This window comes from Niastella caeni, assembly GCF_004834005.1.
Taxonomy (GTDB): Bacteria; Bacteroidota; Bacteroidia; order Chitinophagales; family Chitinophagaceae; genus Niastella; species Niastella caeni.
Window position 1 is genome coordinate 625,787 of the sequence record NZ_STFF01000001.1, and the last position, 20,294, is coordinate 646,080.

Below are 20,294 nucleotides of genomic sequence, written 5' to 3' on the forward strand. Positions count from 1 at the left end.
ATTAGTTGAAAAAAAGTTATAGATTAATTTTTTACCGCATTAGCCTTAAAATACACCTATATTGGTTAACACTTGTAAGCATAACATTAAACGGCCCAAGGTATTCAGGTATTTTATATAAAACAATAACACATACTGGTATAATTTAAAACGCTGCAAATACAAGTCTGTTCATTTATAAATCTTTACAACCAATACTTATAGATCATGGTAAAAAAACATGTCATTACACATTACAAACCGCTAAACAAATACACTGCTTTAGCACCCTTATATAATAATAAAGAACGTATCTTTTACCTTACTTTTACTTCCTGCCAATCGTGGAACACTTTTGTGATTTAGAACTTGTTACCTTTGCACTGTTCAATAATTTTTTAGGTTAACTACCTAACAATATGCAACAACGAATCACTTTAAAATTGCTTCCTTCCGAAGCAGCCGTAGCATCCATCGTACAACAATACGCTGCACAAACGATTGGAGTTCCCACATCCGCTATTACCGGCTATCACGTTATTAAACAATCTATTGACGCCAGAGGCAGGCAAACCTGGATCATGATGACCATCCTCGCCTTTGTAAATGAGCCATACCACGAGCGAACCATTAAGAAACTGCTATTGCAGAATGTGTCTAAAGCTACCCGCCAGGTGATCATTGTTGGCGCAGGCCCTGCCGGCTTGTTTGCTGCTTTAAAGTTGATAGAACAAGGTATTAAACCCATATTGCTGGAAAGAGGTAAGGATGTTCGCTCCCGTCGCAGAGATCTTGCAGTATTAAATAAACAAGGTATTGTAAATAGTGAAAGCAATTATTGCTTTGGTGAAGGTGGCGCCGGTACATATAGCGATGGTAAATTATATACCCGTAGTACCAAACGCGGCGATGTGGAACGGATATTAAATATACTGGTTCAATTTGGCGCCCATGAAAAGATCCTGTACGAAGCACATCCGCATATTGGCACCAATAAATTGCCTGAGATCATTACAGCTATCAGAGAACAGATTATATCATGCGGCGGAGAGTTTTTATTTGAACAAAAAGTAACCGATCTCTTAATACAGAACGATACTATTCATGGCGTTAAAACAGCCAGTGGTAATATTTTCAATGCAGATGCGGTGATCCTGGCAACCGGCCACTCTGCCAGAGATATTTTTGAACTTCTGTATAATAAAAATATCCTTATAGAAGCAAAACCCTTTGCGCTGGGAGTTCGTGTAGAGCATCCGCAAAGCATAATTGATAGCATACAATATCATTGTAGCACCCGCAACGAATTGCTGCCGCCTGCTTCTTATAGCCTGGTGCAACAGGTACACGAACGAGGCGTATTCTCGTTCTGTATGTGCCCAGGCGGAATTATCGCACCTGCATCTACCAGTGAGGGTGAACTTGTTGTGAACGGATGGTCGCCTTCCAAACGCAATAACCCGTTTGCTAATTCCGGAATCGTTTCCGCCGTTGAGTTGAAGGATATAATGAATTTTCAGAAAGCCCCCTCTTCTTTATCCCGCATAAAGGAAATGGGGCCTTTATGCGGGATGTATTTTCAACAAGCTGTTGAACGAAAAGCCTTTCAGTATGGCGGTGGGAAGTTTGTAGCGCCGGCTCAACGGATGGCTGATTTTACCCAGAAGAAACAATCCTCTTCCCTACCCGATTGCTCTTATTTACCAGGCATTGCATCTGCGCCGTTGAATGAAGTGCTGCCGCCTTTTATTTATTCATCACTGCAACAGGCCTTTATAGAGTTTGGCAAGAAAATGAAGGGCTATTTTACCAATGAAGCTGTACTCGTGGCCACTGAATCAAGAACATCATCTCCTGTTCGTATCCCCCGCGATGCAACAACGCAACATCCACAGATCAAAAAATTATTTCCCTGTGGCGAAGGCGCCGGTTACGCCGGTGGTATTGTTAGTGCTGCTATGGATGGAGAACGGGTTGCAATAAACGCCGAACGCATAATGCTTAACGCTTAACACACCTTCCTGCGATGGATGCTGACCGAATAAACTCAGATAGCCCGATATTCGGGTAAGCGTTCTGCGCTACGTGTACGGCGTCTTATATAGTGTGATTTCAACATTTGTTAATTGGGGAATGTTTTCTCAAACTGGGGAAATATCAATATTGAGGTCCAATGTCGAATGTCGAAGTATTTTCACTTCAACATTCGATATTCAATATTCGTTATTCATCTGTTTCCTTGTCCTGCTTAGCCATTAACAATTTCTTCTCTATTAGTTGGTTCTTTTTAAACGCCTCCATTTCTTCCTGCAGATCTCTTTTCACTTTTTTCTTTTCAGGTGATTGCACTCCCTTGTTCAAATTCGGACAACCGGCATCTACCCAACTGGTATACCAGAAGTCTGCCACCAGATTCGCTGAACTAATGAGCTGCTGATTAATGGTGTTGCCCAATCGCTCACTATATGCTTTTGCAAATGAAGATGTATAATTCTTATACTCCCTGCCATTCCGCATTTGCACCCGGTATTTTTCAGTGTCGCTAAATGACTTAGTGACTGCCTTTTCCTGTGCAAATACGTCTTTTAATAATTTATTCGACTGCCGGATAGCCCGCCAGATGTCTCTTTCAGGATGCTTCAGGTAACGCGCCTTGTGCCGGCTGCGCAAATCGTATTCCTTTAATTCAATCTCCGGCACCATCGTTTCCCATAAACTGTGCAAACCTTTCTGTCCGCTCAATTGTCCATCGTAATTTTCAGTAACATGCAATGGCACATGTGCATCACTAATATAATGGCCCAGGTCGGTTGCATAAAAAAGAATACTGTCTTTATTGCCACTGCGGAAAGCGGCCGTCAGCCGTTCTTTCATGGTAACTACATAATAAGGTAAATACCCGCATTGCGCTAAACTGTCCTTCCCATATTTCTTTACAGCTTCCGCCCAGCGCAAAGGCATTTTCCATGCTGCGCTATCGCCATACAATTCCAGGTCAATATAATGTTTAGGCGCCTCGGTTTTGTCTTTATTCCTTCGCTGGTCGGGCCGTACCGAATTCTTTACCACCTCATTCATATTACGATGGAAAAAATACCGCATCGCCGGCGGTAATTCATATATGGCCAGTTGATGAATGGTACGGTGCACCAGGAAACCCCAACTGCTACAAACAATGCCTGCCACTATTAATACACTACCCGTTACTATCAATCTTTTCATACGGATTAATTTGGGCGAAGTTGCATAAATAAAATGCGCGCCTGTAATAAATCTGTTTTTTTTGCTACTAATTAACTGTTTCGTTACCTTTTGCATGGCCACCGAAGCCTTAGCGAAGGTGACAAAGCACTTGTTTCAGCACACAACTTCAACCTGTTAGAGCTTGCCTCGAAATACCGGGGGCTATGCAATGTATGTTTGTTGCACTAACAAGCGACCTTACAGGTTTTAGATATGTATATTATCAAAAAGCTTGCATGCAATGAACAGACTGGAAGTTAAACATCTAAAAAAATATTATACTTCGCAGAAAGCGGTAGATGATATTAGTTTCTCCCTGGCGCCCGGCAGTATCTTTGGTTTATTAGGTCCCAATGGAGCCGGCAAAACTACTCTCTTAAGAATGATCACCGGTATTTTGTTCCCCGATGAAGGAGAGATCATATTCGATGGGAAAAAATTTGATCCTGATACTGACATCGCCTATATAGGTTATATGCCCGAAGAAAAAGGGTTATATAAAAAAATGCAGATCGGCGACCAGGCCATTTACCTGGCGCAGTTAAAAGGACTGAGCAAGGCAGCCGCCCTGGAAAGCGTAAAACACTGGTTCGTTAAATTTGAAATGCAAAGCTGGTGGAACAAGAAAGTGGAAGACCTGAGCAAAGGCATGCAGCAAAAACTTCAGTTCGTTACTACTGTACTGAACGATCCCAAACTCATAATTCTTGACGAACCTTTCAGCGGCCTCGACCCTGTTAATACCAACCTCATCAAGGATGAAATTTATAAGCTCGCCCAAAATGGCAGCAGCATAATTTTCAGTACCCACCGCATGGAGCAGGTGGAAGAAATTTGCGACCACATCATCCTCGTCAATAAAGGGCAAAAGATACTCGATGGAACGGTAAACGGCGTTAAACAACAATTCAAGGAAAACATGTTTGCCATCGGTCTTGAGAGCATACCGGAAAACATCAGCACACCGGCTTTTGAAGTTATTAGTAATAACAGGGACCATCAACTGTTATTGAAGATCCATGAAGGATATAAACCCAATGATGTGCTGCATTATTTTCTGCAACAACAGGTTGGCATTAATTCCTTTCATGAAATACTCCCTTCGCTGAGCGAAATATTTATAAAACTGGTAGAAGGCACGCCGCTTACCCGGCAATTTCAAACTGTAACTGCTTAATACGATATTGGAATGAATAAGATATTACTTGTCATACAACGTGAATACCTGGTACGGGTTAAGAAAAAATCTTTTCTGTTTACGACCATCGGCGTACCCATCATCATCATTGGGTTTTATGCTGTCATGATTGCAGTTGGCGTGAGCGGCGGGCCTGAAACAAATAAAATTGCCGTGATCGATGAGGCCAATTTGTTTAATGGTAATATTGATAAGGCAAAAGACGATGGCTCGGAATATGTTTTCATTAGCAATCAATCACCCGACTCGCTTAAAGTAAAGTATAAAAAACTGGGCTATGATTATTTTTTATACATCCCGCCCATAGAAGATTTTACCAAAAATGTCAGCAACATTCAATTGTTCAGCAAGTCGCCGGTTGCGATGAAGCAAAAAAGAAAAATTGAAAAAACGATCAATAGTATTATAGAACAAAAAAGACTGCAATCGGCCAATATTTCACGTGAGCAGTACCGTTCCATCAAATCAGATGTATCTATAGACAATAAAATTGTAGATGGTAAGGAAGAAAAGAAAGGGGTAGCTGCTGTTGCAACCATTGTATCATTCGTCTGCGGTATTCTTATTTACATGCTCATGTTGATCTATGGAACCATGGTAATGCGAGGGGTTATGGAAGAAAAATTAAACCGCATTGCGGAAGTAATGGTAAGCTCCGTAAAACCATTTCAATTGATGTTGGGCAAGATCATTGGCATTGGCGCCGTAGGGCTAACCCAATTTGCCATTTGGATTGTTCTGATCGTTGGCTTGCAGTTCATCCTGTCAATCTTTATTCCTTCATTTGATTTGAGCACGCTCCCCCAGACCGGTCAGGGCGCCGGCGCTATGGCAGAAAACGTAAGCAAAATGGACGCTTTCCGCATCGGATTTCATTCAGTTCCCTGGGGCCTGATCATCTTCAGTTTCATCTTTTATTTTATTGGCGGCTATTTGTTGTATGCCTCTTTATTTGCAGCCATTGGCAGCGTAGTGAGTGAAGATCAGAATGAAGCGCAGGCAATGGTATTTCCGGTAATGATGCCGATCGTTCTGGGCTTTGTAATTATGACGAAAGCCATTACCGAGCCCAATACTCCACTCGCAATTTTTGGCAGCATATTTCCGCTTACGTCGCCTGTTGTCATGATGGGACGTCTCATGTACAACGTGCCCATAAGCCAGGTGATCATTTCCATGCTGTTGCTGGTGTTAAACTTTATATTCTTTGCCTGGTTATCCGGAAAAATTTACCGCACCGGCATTTTAATGTATGGGAAGAAAGTTACCTGGAAAGAGATGATCAGGTGGACGGTGAGAAAGAGTTAGTAAGTTCCTGAGTTATTTAGTTATTGAGTTCTTCAGTTACTGGAATTCAAGAACTCAATAACATATGAACTGAATAACTCACGAACTTTGCAGCTATGCTTTACTTCATAGCTATAGTAACACCTGAAACCATCAACCAGCAGGTACTGGAATGGAAAAATTATATGCTGCAGCAGTTCAACTGTAAAGTGGCTTTGAAATCACCCGCGCATATAACCCTTATTCCACCTTTTCAAATGCCCGATAGCGCACAACAGGAAATGAAGGATCACCTGCAGTCGTTTGCTGCCGGCAAAGAAAGCTTTTCTATTCAATTAAAAAATTTTGCCGCGTTTAAGCCCCGGGTCATTTATGTAAACGTGCTGCCCAATGACCCCTTAAAAGAATTGAGAACCCAATTGGAAACAACCCTGCTGAAAAGCAGGCGCTTCCCTGTAAAAAAAGAAGATCGACCTTTTCATCCCCACGTTACCATTGCCAACCGCGATCTTACCAAGGAAGATTTTCCGCAAGCCTGGCAACATTTTCAATCAATAGCTTACGAAGCAACTTTTACCGCCGATGCCATTTCACTGTTGCGGCATAACGGTAAAATTTGGGAAATAGTCGCAAGCTTCCCTATTCTTAGTTCATATAGTTCTGAAGTTCATTAGTTATTGAGTTCCTTAATTATCCAGTCTGAACACACCTAATGAACTTACTAACTTAAGAACTCACAAACTTTTTGTGTGTTAAAAAAATCTTCTCTTTTAAAAAATCTTCCCGCCCCGTGCAACAATTTACGAAAAGCATCGTATTTTTATACGAAAGGCATCGTAATTAACTATTATTAAAATTAACAACCATGAAATTGCAATCACCATTTACCCGCTGGGGTACCTTGTCCATCCTTGCGCTGGCGGGCATTATCACCCTGCTGGCTTTTGAGGGCGGTCCGCTCCAACACCGCGTTATGGCTAACCAGGGAGCCGATACTTTACCGCAAAAAAGAAATAAAGTAACCCGCGATGATGCCAACCGCCGCGACCTGGATAAAGAATTACAAAACCTGGACAATGCCAGGGAAAACCTCGACAAGTTGAAAGAAAAGGACTGGAACGAAATAGAGCGCAAAGTGGAAGAGTCGATCCGCAAGATAGATCTCGAAAAAATTCAACAACAGGTTGAGAACGCCGTTCGCAATATTGATTATGAAAAGATCAATCGACAGGTGCAGGAAGCATTGCAAAAGATCGACTTCGACAAAATTCAACGTGACATCGACAAATCATTGGCTGATGTAAAAAACATTGATAGAGAAGAGATCAAGCGCGAAATAGAAAAAGCAAAACAACAGGTGAAAGAAGCCCTGGAAAAAGAAGATTGGAAAGAAGAAATGAAAGAAGCGCAAAAACATAGTAAGGAAGAAGTGAAGAAAGAACTGGAAAACGCCAAAAAGGAAATGGCGCGGGTAAAGGAAGACCTAAAACTCCAGAAATTAGATCTTAAGAAAGAACTGGATAAAGCCAGAGCAGACATCGATAAATCAAAAGCAGCATTGAAAGACTACCAGGAAATGATCTATGCTATGGAGAAAGATGGCTTACTGAACACTAAAGAAGATTACTCCATTCTATACAAAAACGGCGAACTGTTCATCAACGATAAAAAACAATCGCCCGAAGTTGCCGATAAATACAAAAAGTATATTAAGCCTAAGACGATAGCCATAAAAAAAGAAGATGGTGAAATGAAGATCAACTAATTCAACGTTTCGGATACACATTTTGATTAGTACCAGTTGCCAGCTACCAGGTACCGGGGCGCAATCCAATAGCAGTCTGATTATTGGCGGGCATTCTGCGCTAAGGTCCCGGCAACCGGAAACTGGCAACCGGTAACCAATTCACCATTGATCATTCACCATAGAACCCAATTAAACGAAAAGACCGTCCGGTAAACCTGGACGGTCTTTTATTAATGATTCTTTTATATTTTCATCATCCTTCCATCATGCGCAGGAAAGGATGAAATACATCGCTTTCATCATCATCAAGCTTTATATTCGTAATATCGAAATTCATTTTGAGGGAAACGCCTTCTTTAATGATGATCCCTTCGCGGCGGGTAGTTTTATATCCTTTCTTCTCCAATATTATTATCACCTCACCTGCCGGCATTTGGGGAACTTTGAAGTTTCCCGCCGCATCGGTGGTAACTTCTTTTTTCTCCTGGCCTTTTGGCGTGGAAATAGAAATGGTTACCCCCTGTACAGGCTTTTTCGTTGAAGCATCCGCTACACATCCTTGTATAACAGGCTCTGTCGATTTACGATTACCGTTATCGCCATTCGCTTTGGTTAACAAAGAAAGAGGCAATAACACTGCAAGCAACAGGTAAGTTTTTTTACCTCTCATAAAATTAGTGTTTAAAAGGTGGGTTTTCATCGAGACCAAATCTAAAGACATTATGCACGTACATAATGTTGCATTCCCTGCCTGAAGGTAATTAAAATATAAAGAATTTACCCAGTTAAGTCAGCTTTTGCCCCGGAATTATTTATTAAGATTCACCCAGATCGATCTCCGTATTATCGCCGATATTCAAACTGCGGCTTTCCCCTTTTACTTCGGTATCGCTACCAATGAGAGAATTAGTTAATACAATATCATAGAGATCTGCAAATGAGCCAATAATAGAATCTTTAATTATTGAATAATTGATAGTGGTTTGTTCGCCAATGGTAACGTTGGGACCCACAATGGAATTCTTGATATCACAGCCTTCCGCAACGCTAACGGGCGGAATGATGATCGTATTCTCAAAATTGTGATCGGGAGAAATGATGCCGCCAAACTTTTTTAGCAAAGTAGCGTTCGATTCCAGCAGGGTATCCTTCTTACCGCAATCGAACCAGTTCTGCACCTTAAATGGCTGAAAGCGGGCGCCATGCTGTATCATACATTCCAGGGCATCGGTTATACTGAATTCGCCCCGGCTCATAACCTGGTTGCGTATATTGCTTTCAAGGCAGTTGAATAAGAAGGAAGTTTCTTTGATGCGATAGATACCTACCAGGGCCATATTCGACTTGGGGATCTGTGGTTTTTCCACCACCCGGTTAATATACCCGTCTTCGCCCATTTCTACCACGCCAAAGTCCCGGGGATCATCAACCCGCTTTACACCGAGGGCCGAGCAGGGCATATCCAACAATTCTTTAATGTCATACTCACAAATGGTATCGCCCAGTACAATGAAGATCTCATCGTCGCCCACAATGTCTTTGGTAAGTTGAATAGCATGGCCAATACCGTGGCGTTCGCCCTGGGTTACAAACCAGGCTTTCAGCTCGGGGTATTTTTCTTTTACGTAGTCCTGAATTTTATCACCGAGATATCCTACTATAAAAACAAATTCATTTATACCGCCTTCGCGAAGCTGGTCAACAATAATACTAAGGATTGTTTTGCCGGCCAGGGGTATAAGTGCCTTTGGTTGCGTATACGTATGCGGTCGCAGTTTAGTACCTGCACCAGCTACGGGAATGATTGCTTTCATTTGAAAAATATTTGTTCTTCAGCCATCCCCGTCCGCCAGCTGGCGGAGGGAAACATCCAGGCTTTGTTTAATGCTACTGCCACTTTCTTTTTTACAAGCCCTCTGAAGCACTGGTTGTTTCTTGAAAAACAAGTGGTTTGTTTTTTCAAAGCCGTGAAAATAGTAAAAAATATTTTACCAGCGTTTGTTAGTTATAAAAAGGCATAAAGGCACAGAGGCATCGAGGCAACGAGGAATACAGGATAACATGCCCTATTTACTGCTGGTTGCCTTGCAGCCCCCTTGTTGCCTTTTTGCCTTGTTGCCTCGTTGCCTTGCCTTATATTTGCGCCATGCAAAAAGATACGCTTGTTTTTGACCTTCTGAGAAAAGAACTTGAACGTCAAAGAAATGGAATAGAACTCATTGCTTCCGAAAATTTTACTTCCTACCAAACCATGCAGGCCATGGGCACTGTACCCACCAATAAATATGCGGAAGGGTATCCCGGCAAACGCTATTATGGTGGTTGTGAAGTAGTGGATGAAATTGAGACACTGGCCATAGACCGCCTGAAAAAGATCTTCAATGCCAGTTGGGCCAACGTGCAACCCCATGCAGGCGCCCAGGCGAATGTTGCGGTATTTTTAGCGTGCCTGAAACCAGGCGATAAGATCCTGGGACTCGATCTGAGCATGGGTGGTCACCTTACCCATGGCAGCCCTGCCAACTTCAGTGGTAAAAACTACCAGGCATTGCATTATGGGGTTAATAAAGAAACCGGTTTGGTTGATTATGATCAACTGGAAGCCACTGCCAAAAAGGAAAAGCCCAAAATGATCATTTGCGGCGCATCTGCCTATAGCCGTGACTGGGATTATAAACGCATCCGGGCCGTAGCTGATGAAATCGGCGCCCTGGTGATGGCCGATATCGCCCACCCTGCCGGCTTAATTGCTAAAGGTTTGCTGAACGATCCGTTCGATCATTGTCATATAGTAACTTCTACTACACATAAAACATTGCGCGGTCCCCGCGGCGGTATCATCATGCTGCGCCATGATTTCGATAACCCGCTGGGCATTAAAGACCCGAAAGGGAATATCCGCCCAATGAGCGCGCTACTCGACCTGGCCGTTTTCCCCGGTATGCAGGGTGGACCGCTGGAGCATGTGATTGCCGCTAAAGCTGTAGCTTTTGGCGAGATCCTTACCGATGAGTTCAAAACATACGGTGAGCAGATCATTAAAAATGCCCAGGCCATGGCTGCTTCGTTTGTTAAACGCGGCTATAACCTCATTAGCAATGGTACCGATAACCATTTAATGTTGATTGACCTGCGTAACAAGAACATTACCGGTAAAAAAGCCCAGGAAACCCTCGATAAAGCACACATTACCCTCAACAAGAATGCCGTGCCTTTCGACGATAAGAGCCCATTTGTTACCAGTGGTATCCGCGTAGGGGTTCCTGCCGTTACTACCAGGGGCATGAATGAAGGACACATGGAAACAGTGGTAAGCCTGATCGATAAAATATTAATGGATACTGATAATGAAGCCACCATCACTGCTGTGAAGCATGATGTGCATGCCTTCATGAAACAGTTTCCGCTGTACCCGGAACTGGGGTAAGAGTATCAATGATGAATAGCACTTATGAAGAACTTAGTGCTATTATGTTACAGGTTACCAGTTACCGGGGAATACAATTTTCGCCGGCTTACTGCAGTAAGGCCCCGGCAACCGGCTACTGGTAACCGGTAACAATGCTTAATTCGAAGACCATAAGTTACATTGTCAAAATCATTGGCTACTACGACTAACAAATAATTAACCCATGATCCAACGTCTACAATCAGTTTGGTTATTGCTGGCCGCCGCTGCCGCATTTTGCAGTTTGAAATTCTCCTTTTACAGCGGTAATATGATCGCGGAAAATCAAAGCAAAACGTTTGCTTCGTTAACGGCCCAAAGCAATTTGCTGTTGCTGATCTTAACAGCAGGTGTAGGCATTGCATCGCTCATCGCTATCTTTTTGTTCAAGAACAGAAAGATGCAATTACGCATCGTTTTATTAACACTGCTGGTATCCATCATCAACCTGGTCATCTTCTTTACAGAAACAAAAAAGTTTGTAGCTAACGAAGGCGCATTCGATCTCACCGCCATATTCGCCATCTTCATTCCCGTTTTATTGTTCTTCGCTATCAGGGGTATTCGCAGAGATGAGAAGCTGGTGAAGAGTTTAGATAGGTTGAGATAGTTGCCGGTTACCAGGCACCGGTTGCCAGTTACAGGTTACATGTTTCAGGTTTCAGGGATCTTACTTCAAACCTCATGACTGCCTTTTTGCCTTTTCACGACTAACGAACTTAATAACTTAATAACTCAATAACTGAATAACTACTGCCTATTTCCCCAACTCCAGTTCATAAGCAATATACTTCCTCCCATCCTTCAACCGGGTAGTGATCACTTTTACGCGGATCGTTACCGTACCATTACTATATATAGTATGCTTCGCTTCTTTAAAATCGTACCTCGCCGTGGCATGGTAGTTATTCTCTAACAGCCAGCCGGCAATCTGTTGATATTCTTCCTTATTATAAGTACGGTACGTGATCAACCTGCTCGATAAGTTCCTGACTTTTGCTTCCATCAGCACAAAAGAGCGCACTACGGCATTGCCATCATCCTGCTTGTCGAACCAGGAATACTGGTATAAAGAACTGGTAGAATCAATATCTTTTTCCATTAACAAATACCCATCTTTCTTCAGGGTGGTATCAATGTGGTTAGGCGTCCAATGGAGCATATTGATGAGCGTGGGTACCGCCACCGATTGAGGAAAAGCACTAAAACCAGTGATTATCAACAACAAAGAAATTATGATTTTATACATTAGTTTGCTATAATTTTTGCAAAGTAATGCTTCTAATGCTTTTATAGTGTTAAAAGACAGTTGCCCCCCTATCAGTGAAAATCGGTTAAACCCGCTCGTAAAACTCCCAACGCACTCACAATCACAATTTAATCTCGCAAATGATTTTGAAATTTAACTATTTTTATTACCTTCGATTTCGCGTTCATCCCATCCCGTAGAAAATATAAAGAGATTTATACGTACAAACCATCTGATTGGTTTTCCCCCCTGACGCTGTAGCCATTTCCAATATCATTAGAATTTCCTACCTGTTGCATTTTCCCTGTTTGAAACATCTTGTTTTAATCCATATCCTATTTGAATCCCACCGGTTTAGGTATTTGATTATTCCCTGTTCCATTATCTGTCTAAAGCCCTAATGGTCCAACATCGTTGGTACTAACCGTTACCCGTATGTTCATCAAACATCGGAATAGCAATGTATTTTATTTTCTGAACCTAATAAATGTATGTATGAAAAAGTTTTACCTCTCAATCATGGCCTTAGTGGGCTTGGCCAGCACTACAAAAGCTCAAAACCCTGCTATATGTCCAACTGCAGTTGAAGCAAAATATTACACTGTTCCCGTAACACCTGCTTATTGCAAACTGTTCATTGGCGGCGGGCCTGCCGCAACGCCTGCCGATACTCCAGTAGTATCATTAATAGAACCCAGCGTGTTGGGTGGTCAGCCAATTCCCGATTTAAATGGTAACAATTTTACTAAGCTGTCTAATACCGGCGGAGCAACAGTTGCTTACAATTGCCAAACTATCGATCATATTGAAATAGATTTTAACGTTGGTGGTGTGCACTACACTTGTTCTTATCCCGTTGCTGCAGGTGGTGCGCTGCCCATCAAATTGTCTGCTTTCACGGGTCGCCTGGCTACCGAAACAGAAGCAACTCTTAGCTGGACTTCATCAATAGAAGAAAACAGCTTCCAATACGAAGTACAAAGAAGCGCTGATGGTAAGAATTTCGTAACGGTTGGTACCGTAAAAGCTGCGGGTACTTCTCTGGAATCTATTAAATATGCATTTAATGATCCGCTCCCTGGCGCAGGCGCTTATTTCTATCGTCTTAACATGATCGATATAGATGGTAAAAAAGAACTGTCGAAAGTAGTATACGTAAACAGCAAAAAAGGTGCAGGCATTGTTACTAAAGTGTTCCCGAATCCATTCAACAGCGAAATTCAACTGATCGGCGCTACTTCTGCTGATCTGAATACGCAAGGTAATGTTAGAGTGTTCAACACCAGCGGTCAACAGATCAACTTCCGCATAGTTGGTGCTAATGCAATCACTATCGATCCATCTGCACCTAAAGGCATGTATTTCCTGAAATTCAGAAACAGTACCAATACTTCTGAGCAGATCTTTAAACTGGTTAAACAATAAGTGGCGCAAGATTTGTAATGAGTAGAATCAGGGAGTCATTACACGACTAATAAATACCAAGTACAAACGTTTTTTTGTTACTATAGAGTAGCATTATTCCATGAAAAAAATCCCTCCGGTTGAACCGGGGGGATTTTTTATTTTTTAGGTCGTTAGTTATTGAGTTTTTTAGTTTAAAATTCACAGGTTAACTTACTATCTCATGAACTCAATAACTAATTAACTCACTTTTCCGTTTCAATATTCGACATTCACTATTCAATATTTACAGAAACTGTCCCGTATAACTCTCCTTCACTTTCTTCAACCCTTCCGGTACACCGGCATATACGATCTGGCCGCCGCCAACGCCGGCCTCCGGGCCCAGGTCAATGATCCAGTCGGCACTTTTAATAACGTCGGTATTATGCTCTATCACTAAAATGGAATGCCCCTGCTCAATGAGCGCATTGAAAGAGGTCAACAGCTTTTTTATATCGTGAAAATGCAAACCGGTAGTAGGCTCATCGAAGATGAATAAAATATGCCCCTGCCCCCTACCCTTGCCCAGGAAAGAAGCCAGCTTTACGCGTTGCGCTTCACCGCCCGACAGCGTATCTGACGACTGACCGAGCTTTACATATCCTAACCCCACATCGCTCAGGGGTTTTATTTTACTGATGATGTCTTTTTCATCTTTAAAGAATTCCAGCGCTTCATCCACACTCATCTCCAGCACCTCATACACGTTCCTTTCTTTATAGGTTACTTCCAGTACTTCTTCTTTAAACTTCTTACCGCCGCATACCTCACACGTAAGGTGCACATCGGCCAGGAATTGCATTTCAACAATCTGTTCGCCTTCTCCTTTACAGGTATCGCAGCGGCCACCATCAACATTAAACGAAAAATGCTTGGGTTGAAAACCGCGCATTTTGCTCAGCGGTTGTTTGGCATACAGGTCGCGCACTTCATCCCATGCCTTGATATACGTTACGGGGTTGCTGCGTGATGATTTACCGATCGGGTTCTGGTCTACCATTTCTATCTGCGATATATACTCAATATCGCCGGTAACAGCTTTGTGCATACCGGTCTTTTCAACCGGTTCACCCTTCAGTTTTTTAAGCGCCGGGTACAGGATCTGTTTAACAAGGGTGGTTTTACCGCTGCCGCTCACGCCGCTTACCACGCACAGGAGGTTCAGCGGAAATGTAACGTCAACGTTTTTAAGATTGTTCTGCCGGGCGCCTTCTACACTTACCGACCGGTTCCATCTGCGAACGGTGCGGGGCGCTTCAATTTTCAGATCGCCGCGCAGGTACTTTCCGGTAAGGCTGTTTTCGCTTTTAATAATACCATTATAATCGCCCTGGGCAACCACTTCCCCGCCGAGGTGCGAAGCCAGCGGTCCCATGTCGATGATATAATCGGCCTGCCGCATCATCATTTCATCATGTTCCACCACTACTACGGTATTGCCCAGGTCGCGCAGTTCTTTTAACACCTTAATCAGTCGCTCGGTATCGCGCGAATGCAAACCGATAGACGGTTCATCGAGTATATATAAAGAATTGGTTAAATTACTGCCCAGCGAGCGGGTTAACTGAATACGTTGACTTTCGCCACCGCTTAATGAATTGGCCAGGCGGTTGAGGGTAAGATAACCCAACCCAACATCGATCAGCGTTTTCAACCGGTGGTTTATTTCAATTAAAATACGTTTGCCTACCTGTTTATCGTATTCACTTAACTGCAGGTTGGCGAACCATTGGGTAAGGTCGCTTACCGGCATTTCGCACAGCTCACCAATATGTTTATCGCCCACCTTAACGTACAACGCTTCTTTACGTAAGCGATACCCATTACAATCGGTACATTGTGTTCTACCCCGGTAGCGCGACAGCAACACACGGTACTGCACTTTATACAGGTTTTGTTCTACTTCCTTAAAGAAGTCGTTGATACCGTTCACAAATTCATTGCCTTCCCACAGTATTTTATATTGTGTTTTGGAAAGGTCCATGATGGCTTTATGAACGGGGAAATCGAATTTGCGGGCGCCCCGGATGAACTGGTCTTTCCACAAGCCCAGTTTTTCGCCTTTCCAGGGGGCAACAGCGCCTTCATATACGCTTAACCGCTTGTCGGGAATTACCAGGTCTTCATCAATACCCAGCACCTGGCTGAACCCTTCGCAGGTTGGGCAGGCGCCAAACGGGTTATTAAAGGAAAATAAATTAGGTACGGGTTCTTCAAACTGCATCCCGTCGAGTTCGAAGCGGTTGCTGAAATGCAGTTTGGTGGCACCATTTATTTCCAACATCAATTCACCTTCCCCCTCATAAAAAGCGGTGCCGATGGAATCGGCCATTCGATGCCGGTCGTCTTCATCAAATGCTTTGGCCACGAGCCGGTCGACCAGTACATAAATATCACCGGTTAGTTTAGGTACAGCGCCGGTTTTTTGGCTGGCCGAATCGATCAGCTCTTCTATGCGCAAAATTTCACCATTATATAACCGTGAAAAGCCTTTTTGCATCAGGATATTCAGCTCTTCCAGCGGTTTGCGGTTTTTGTGTTGTTTGAATGGGATCAGCACAAGCACTTTATCGCCGGAGGGCCGGTTAGCGATGGCCTCAATAACATCGTTTATATCGTCCTTTTTTACCTCCCGGCCCGAAACAGGCGAAATGGTTTTGCCGGTACGGGCGAACAATAACCGTAAGTAATCGTAAATCTCCGTCATGCTACCCACAGTAGAGCGTGGGGTACGGGTGATCACCTTTTGTTCGATAGCTATGGCGGGGCATAACCCTTTTATATAATCCACATCGGGTTTTACCATCCGGGCCATAAACTGGCGCGCATAGGCGCTAAGGCTTTCCGCATAACGGCGCTGGCCTTCGGCAAATAAAGTATCTATGGTAAGAGAAGATTTTCCCGACCCCGACACGCCAGTGACCACAATAAGTTTATTACGGGGTATTTCTACCGATATATCTTTTAAGTTATGAACCCTTGCGCCTTTTATATATATGTTTTCAGCCTTTTTAGGCATAGTGCTTGCTAACGTATTAGCCTTTGTTGATACTGCCATAATATTAGAAATACAAATTTATTGTATAACAGACCTAATAGTAAATAGTTTCTTTAGCGGTTATTGGGTAAAAAAATCTAAATATTGCTTAAAGTTTGCTTTTTTCGAAAAAGTCTCTATCTTTAGTTAGTAATTTGTACAACGAAAACGAAAACTAAACACACCGCCTATCGCCGGACACTTCTACTCAGAAAAACCATTCAAAAAATAAAAATCCATTTAATAAATATCCTATCACCTTCAAAACCCGTAGAAGTTTATGAGTTCACTACGTAAAAAGACCGATCATGAGTTAATCCAGGATTTCCAGGATGGAGACTTGTATGCTCTTGAAACACTCATCCTCCGCCACAAGGAGAAAATGTACACATCAATTTTATTTCTTGTTAAGGACAAATATCTGGCAGAAGATATTTTCCAGGATGTGCTCATCAAGATCATTGACACCATTCGTGGAGGCCGGTACACCGAGGAAGGAAAGTTCCTTCCCTGGGCAATGCGTATTGCTCACAACTTGTGTGTTGATCACTTCCGTAAGGTAAAACGTACCCCTGCAATTAAAACCAGCGACGACAGGGATATATTCGAAGTGATTAATTTCACAGAAGACGGTGCTGATCAAAAAATGATGAAACGTCAGTCTTACGACCGCGTTCGTCAGATGCTTGATCTGTTACCAGATGATCAGCGCGAAGTGATTATTTTACGTCATTACGCCGATCTGAGCTTTAAAGAGATCGCGGCTTTGACGAACTGCAGCATCAACACTGCATTAGGCAGAATGCGTTATGGCCTGATTAACCTGCGCAAAATGATGTTACAAAAAAAGATCGCTTTGTAGTATTTTTACTTTAGTACGGGTACTTACAGAAAATTTAACAGCTTTCTGAAAAAGGGAACGGAATAAGCTAGTTAGATTTGCAGAAGAAGATTTGAGAAAGTAAAAAATATTGTCATTCTGGCCCTCCATCCGGGCCCATTTTCCTGAATTGCTTGCTTGCCGGAAGGCTGGAACAGAATGACGCCTAATTAAACACCTTGCTCAGGCTGAGCAAGGTGTTTTCTTTTTTATTAGGGTTGATTATAATGACCATTTGCTGAATTCAATATTCCGTTTGGCGAATTCGAGGATCAATTTTCCAAATTCTTTATCCAGTTTATCGTTTTCTATTTCAAATTTGCAGAATTGAACAATCAGTTTTTCGAATTTGATGCGCAGTTTGTTGAATTCGAGAACCAAATTTTCGTTTCTATTACACATTTGGTGAATTCCACAACCAATTGTCATTTTGCATGGCGTTTTTACTAATGTTGCCCCCTAAACAACCAAATGTGTTAACGAATACAACTAATTGACTGCTAAAATTGGTAAACTGATAGTCAAACTTTACAAACAGGGGTATAGCATTCTTCTAACAGACCATCCAGGTTGTGAAATTGGATGAAGATTTCTTGCGAAGGATTAGCAAATCTGACAAATGAAAGGATCCATTTTGAAAAAGAAGTAATGAATTCGCTATAAGGGCTGATAAAAACTAATAAAACTTCCTAAAATACAACAATCCCAAAGTAACACTTTGGGATTGTTTATTGATAATAGTCGTTAAACAAGCGTATAACGCACTATTTGGAGGCCGTTTGCGTGCCTTTCTTATAGGCATCAATGCCACATTCCAACCATTGCGCAAATTCCTTTGCACTCGGCGTATAACCCTTTGTTTTGGTCAGTATTTTTTCATCCGGACTTATAATGGCATATTGCGGCTGGGCAACGGCATCAAAATTTTCAGATTGGAAAGTTGCCCACTTGTCTCCCACTGTAATGATCTTTTTCTGAACACCTGATTTAGTGGTGTATTCTACCTGCTGTGTTGCCGGCAGGGCTCTTCTTTCATCAACATAAAGAGAAACTATAATAAACTTATCCTTGATCAGCTCTCCTACTTTTTCATCGGTCCATACATTTTCTTCCATCCTGCGGCAATTCACGCAAGCCCAGCCGGTAAAATCTATCAAAACCGGTTTGTTTTCTTTTTTTGCCAGTTGTAAAGCTTCTTCGTAATCATTTCGCAAGGGTTCAATACCCTTCTCGCAATTAACCGGATTCTTGTACAAGCTATAGCAAAGCGGTGGTGGAAACCCACTTATCAGTCGAAGGTTGGCACTGTGGGTATTGGTAAGGCCGGGTACAAAATACAAGGTAGCAACAGTAAAAAATACAATGAAAGCAATTCTTGTTTTACTGAATTTCTTTACCGGACTATCATGAGGAAACCTGATTTTGCCTAAAAGGTATAGAACTATCAAAATGCCAACAGCTACCCATATTCCCATAAATACTTCTCTCTTTAAAAAACCCCACTGCTTCACCAGATCAGCGTTTGATAAAAATTTCACTGCCATAGCTAATTCCAAAAAGCCCAGCACCACTTTCACACTGGTTAACCAGCCACCTGATTTTGGCAATGATTGCAGCCAGCCTGGAAACATGGCAAATAAAGCAAATGGTAATGCTAACGCCAAACCAAAACCAGCCAGACCTACAGTTAAAGGCCATGCACCTTCAGCAGCAGTTCCCGCTAATAAAGAACCCAGAATAGGACCAGTACACGAAAAAGAAACAATGGCTAATGTCAATGCCATAAAAAAGATACCACCGAGGCTGCTCATGCCTGACCGGGAATCAATTTTGTTAGCCAGGCCACTGGGTAAGCCAATTTCAAAATATCCGAAAAATGAAATAGCAAAGAACACAAAAATGAGAAAGAAGAATATATTCAGCCATACATTGGTTGAAATATTATTGAGAATCTCCGGATTTACACCACTAATAAGGTGAAATGGAATACTAAGCAAAATGTAGATCAGGAAAATAAAGAGCCCATATATCGTCGCATTGGCAATACCCTTTTTTTTATGCTGTGACTTTTTAGTAAAAAACGAAACAGTTAATGGGATCAGGGGAAATACGCAGGGGGTAAATAAAGCAATAAAACCACCCAGCATGCCCAGTAAAAATATACTGAACAACCCCTTGCCGCCTGTATCATCATCTCCACAGGAACTAACAGGATTTTTCAGATCGAAAGATTCCACCTTTACCTTTGAAGTAGTTGCCACCCCGCCTTCCAGGGGTACAGAAAAAGCATACGCGTTTAATGGATAGAACTCATCTCCTTTACCATAGGTAAATCGAAAAGTACCTAGTAATACGGCAGGTATTGAACCTTTGAATGTAATGGTTGCTGTAAATGATGCCGGTCCTTCATAAACTTTAAAGGAAGCATTATCAAAAACAGGGTTTTTGAATGCTTTACCTTCGCCTGTTTCCTTAAATGGTTTGTTGATTTCAATGGAAGAGTCGGCTAATTCAATCTCTACGGAGGGTACATCACTTATTGATTCATTGGCGCCATATAATTGCCAATTATTATTTCCAGCAGTGGTGAAAGTTAATTCGTATACTTTATCCTGAATTTTTTTACTGGATACTTCCCATTTATAAGCAGTTGAGTCCTGGCCCTTAACCGTGGAGTTCATTAGAATTAGTACTAATAAACTCCCTAAAAAATATTTCATATTAATGAATACTGGGTTGATTTTAAAAAACAAACGAGTTCTTTCAATAAGAACCCGTTT

Annotated in this window: 15 protein-coding genes; 9 read left to right on the forward strand and 6 right to left on the reverse strand. The window is 42.2% G+C overall.

Annotation, left to right across the window (positions count from 1 at the left end; translation table 11 throughout):
* The first annotated feature begins 398 nt into the window (after nucleotides 1-398).
* Nucleotides 399-1,991 carry an NAD(P)/FAD-dependent oxidoreductase gene (locus FAM09_RS02490; RefSeq protein WP_136575493.1) on the forward strand — a complete coding sequence of 531 codons (1,593 nt, stop codon included), beginning with the start codon at nucleotides 399-401 and terminating at the stop codon, nucleotides 1,989-1,991.
* 211 nt (nucleotides 1,992-2,202) lie between these two features.
* Here FAM09_RS02490 and FAM09_RS02495 read toward each other — a convergent pair whose 3' ends face one another.
* Nucleotides 2,203-3,201 carry a zinc dependent phospholipase C family protein gene (locus FAM09_RS02495; RefSeq protein WP_136575494.1) on the reverse strand — a complete coding sequence of 333 codons (999 nt, stop codon included), beginning with the start codon at nucleotides 3,199-3,201 and terminating at the stop codon, nucleotides 2,203-2,205.
* Nucleotides 3,202-3,463: 262 nt separating this feature from the next.
* On the opposite strand from FAM09_RS02495, the gene FAM09_RS02500 reads away from it, so the two are divergent.
* The 4 genes from FAM09_RS02500 (at nucleotide 3,464) to FAM09_RS02515 (ending at nucleotide 7,472) form a co-directional block, all read left to right on the forward strand.
* Nucleotides 3,464-4,399 (forward strand): ABC transporter ATP-binding protein, encoded by a 936-nt coding sequence (locus FAM09_RS02500; protein ID WP_136575495.1) that lies wholly within the window; start codon nucleotides 3,464-3,466, stop codon nucleotides 4,397-4,399.
* A 12-nt stretch (nucleotides 4,400-4,411) separates the two neighbouring features.
* Complete coding sequence (locus FAM09_RS02505; protein ID WP_136575496.1) at nucleotides 4,412-5,728, forward strand: ABC transporter permease; 1,317 nt, start codon at nucleotides 4,412-4,414, stop codon at nucleotides 5,726-5,728.
* A 95-nt stretch (nucleotides 5,729-5,823) separates the two neighbouring features.
* The gene (thpR, locus tag FAM09_RS02510; protein ID WP_136575497.1) at nucleotides 5,824-6,381 is read left to right on the forward strand and encodes an RNA 2',3'-cyclic phosphodiesterase; all 558 of its coding nucleotides are present in this window, start codon (nucleotides 5,824-5,826) and stop codon (nucleotides 6,379-6,381) included.
* A 191-nt stretch (nucleotides 6,382-6,572) separates the two neighbouring features.
* A complete protein-coding gene (locus tag FAM09_RS02515) occupies nucleotides 6,573-7,472 on the forward strand; it encodes a hypothetical protein (protein WP_136575498.1) in 900 nt (299 codons plus the stop codon).
* Nucleotides 7,473-7,707: 235 nt separating this feature from the next.
* Here the strand turns inward: FAM09_RS02515 and FAM09_RS02520 are convergent, their stop codons facing one another.
* Both FAM09_RS02520 and FAM09_RS02525 read right to left on the reverse strand, forming a co-directional pair.
* Entirely contained in the window at nucleotides 7,708-8,124 is a 417-nt protein-coding gene (locus FAM09_RS02520) for a carboxypeptidase-like regulatory domain-containing protein (RefSeq protein WP_166437005.1), read from the reverse strand.
* 145 nt (nucleotides 8,125-8,269) lie between these two features.
* Nucleotides 8,270-9,268: a sugar phosphate nucleotidyltransferase gene (locus FAM09_RS02525; protein ID WP_136575500.1), complete on the reverse strand. Its 999-nt coding sequence runs from the start codon at nucleotides 9,266-9,268 to the stop codon at nucleotides 8,270-8,272.
* 332 nt (nucleotides 9,269-9,600) lie between these two features.
* Here FAM09_RS02525 and FAM09_RS02530 point away from each other — a divergent pair, with 332 nt between their 5' ends.
* Complete coding sequence (locus FAM09_RS02530; protein ID WP_208025470.1) at nucleotides 9,601-10,881, forward strand: serine hydroxymethyltransferase; 1,281 nt, start codon at nucleotides 9,601-9,603, stop codon at nucleotides 10,879-10,881.
* Between the two features lie 205 nt (nucleotides 10,882-11,086).
* Complete coding sequence (locus tag FAM09_RS02535) at nucleotides 11,087-11,512, forward strand: DUF4293 domain-containing protein (RefSeq protein WP_136575502.1); 426 nt, start codon at nucleotides 11,087-11,089, stop codon at nucleotides 11,510-11,512.
* Between the two features lie 147 nt (nucleotides 11,513-11,659).
* On the opposite strand, the gene FAM09_RS02540 is transcribed toward FAM09_RS02535, so the two are convergent.
* Entirely contained in the window at nucleotides 11,660-12,151 is a 492-nt protein-coding gene (locus FAM09_RS02540; RefSeq protein WP_136575503.1) for a hypothetical protein, read from the reverse strand.
* A 495-nt stretch (nucleotides 12,152-12,646) separates the two neighbouring features.
* On the opposite strand from FAM09_RS02540, the gene FAM09_RS02545 reads away from it, so the two are divergent.
* A complete protein-coding gene (locus tag FAM09_RS02545) occupies nucleotides 12,647-13,576 on the forward strand; it encodes a T9SS type A sorting domain-containing protein (protein ID WP_166437006.1) in 930 nt (309 codons plus the stop codon).
* 265 nt (nucleotides 13,577-13,841) lie between these two features.
* On the opposite strand, the gene uvrA is transcribed toward FAM09_RS02545, so the two are convergent.
* Nucleotides 13,842-16,655, reverse strand: a complete 2,814-nt coding sequence (gene uvrA, locus FAM09_RS02550) for an excinuclease ABC subunit UvrA (protein WP_136575505.1) — start codon at nucleotides 16,653-16,655, stop codon at nucleotides 13,842-13,844.
* A gap of 259 nt (nucleotides 16,656-16,914) precedes the next feature.
* Between uvrA and FAM09_RS02555 the strand changes: the two genes are divergently transcribed.
* Entirely contained in the window at nucleotides 16,915-17,496 is a 582-nt protein-coding gene (locus tag FAM09_RS02555; RefSeq protein WP_014223477.1) for an RNA polymerase sigma factor, read from the forward strand.
* Between the two features lie 782 nt (nucleotides 17,497-18,278).
* Here FAM09_RS02555 and FAM09_RS02560 read toward each other — a convergent pair.
* Nucleotides 18,279-20,195, reverse strand: a complete 1,917-nt coding sequence (locus FAM09_RS02560) for a protein-disulfide reductase DsbD family protein (protein ID WP_243751567.1) — start codon at nucleotides 20,193-20,195, stop codon at nucleotides 18,279-18,281.
* Nucleotides 20,196-20,294 lie beyond the last annotated feature (99 nt).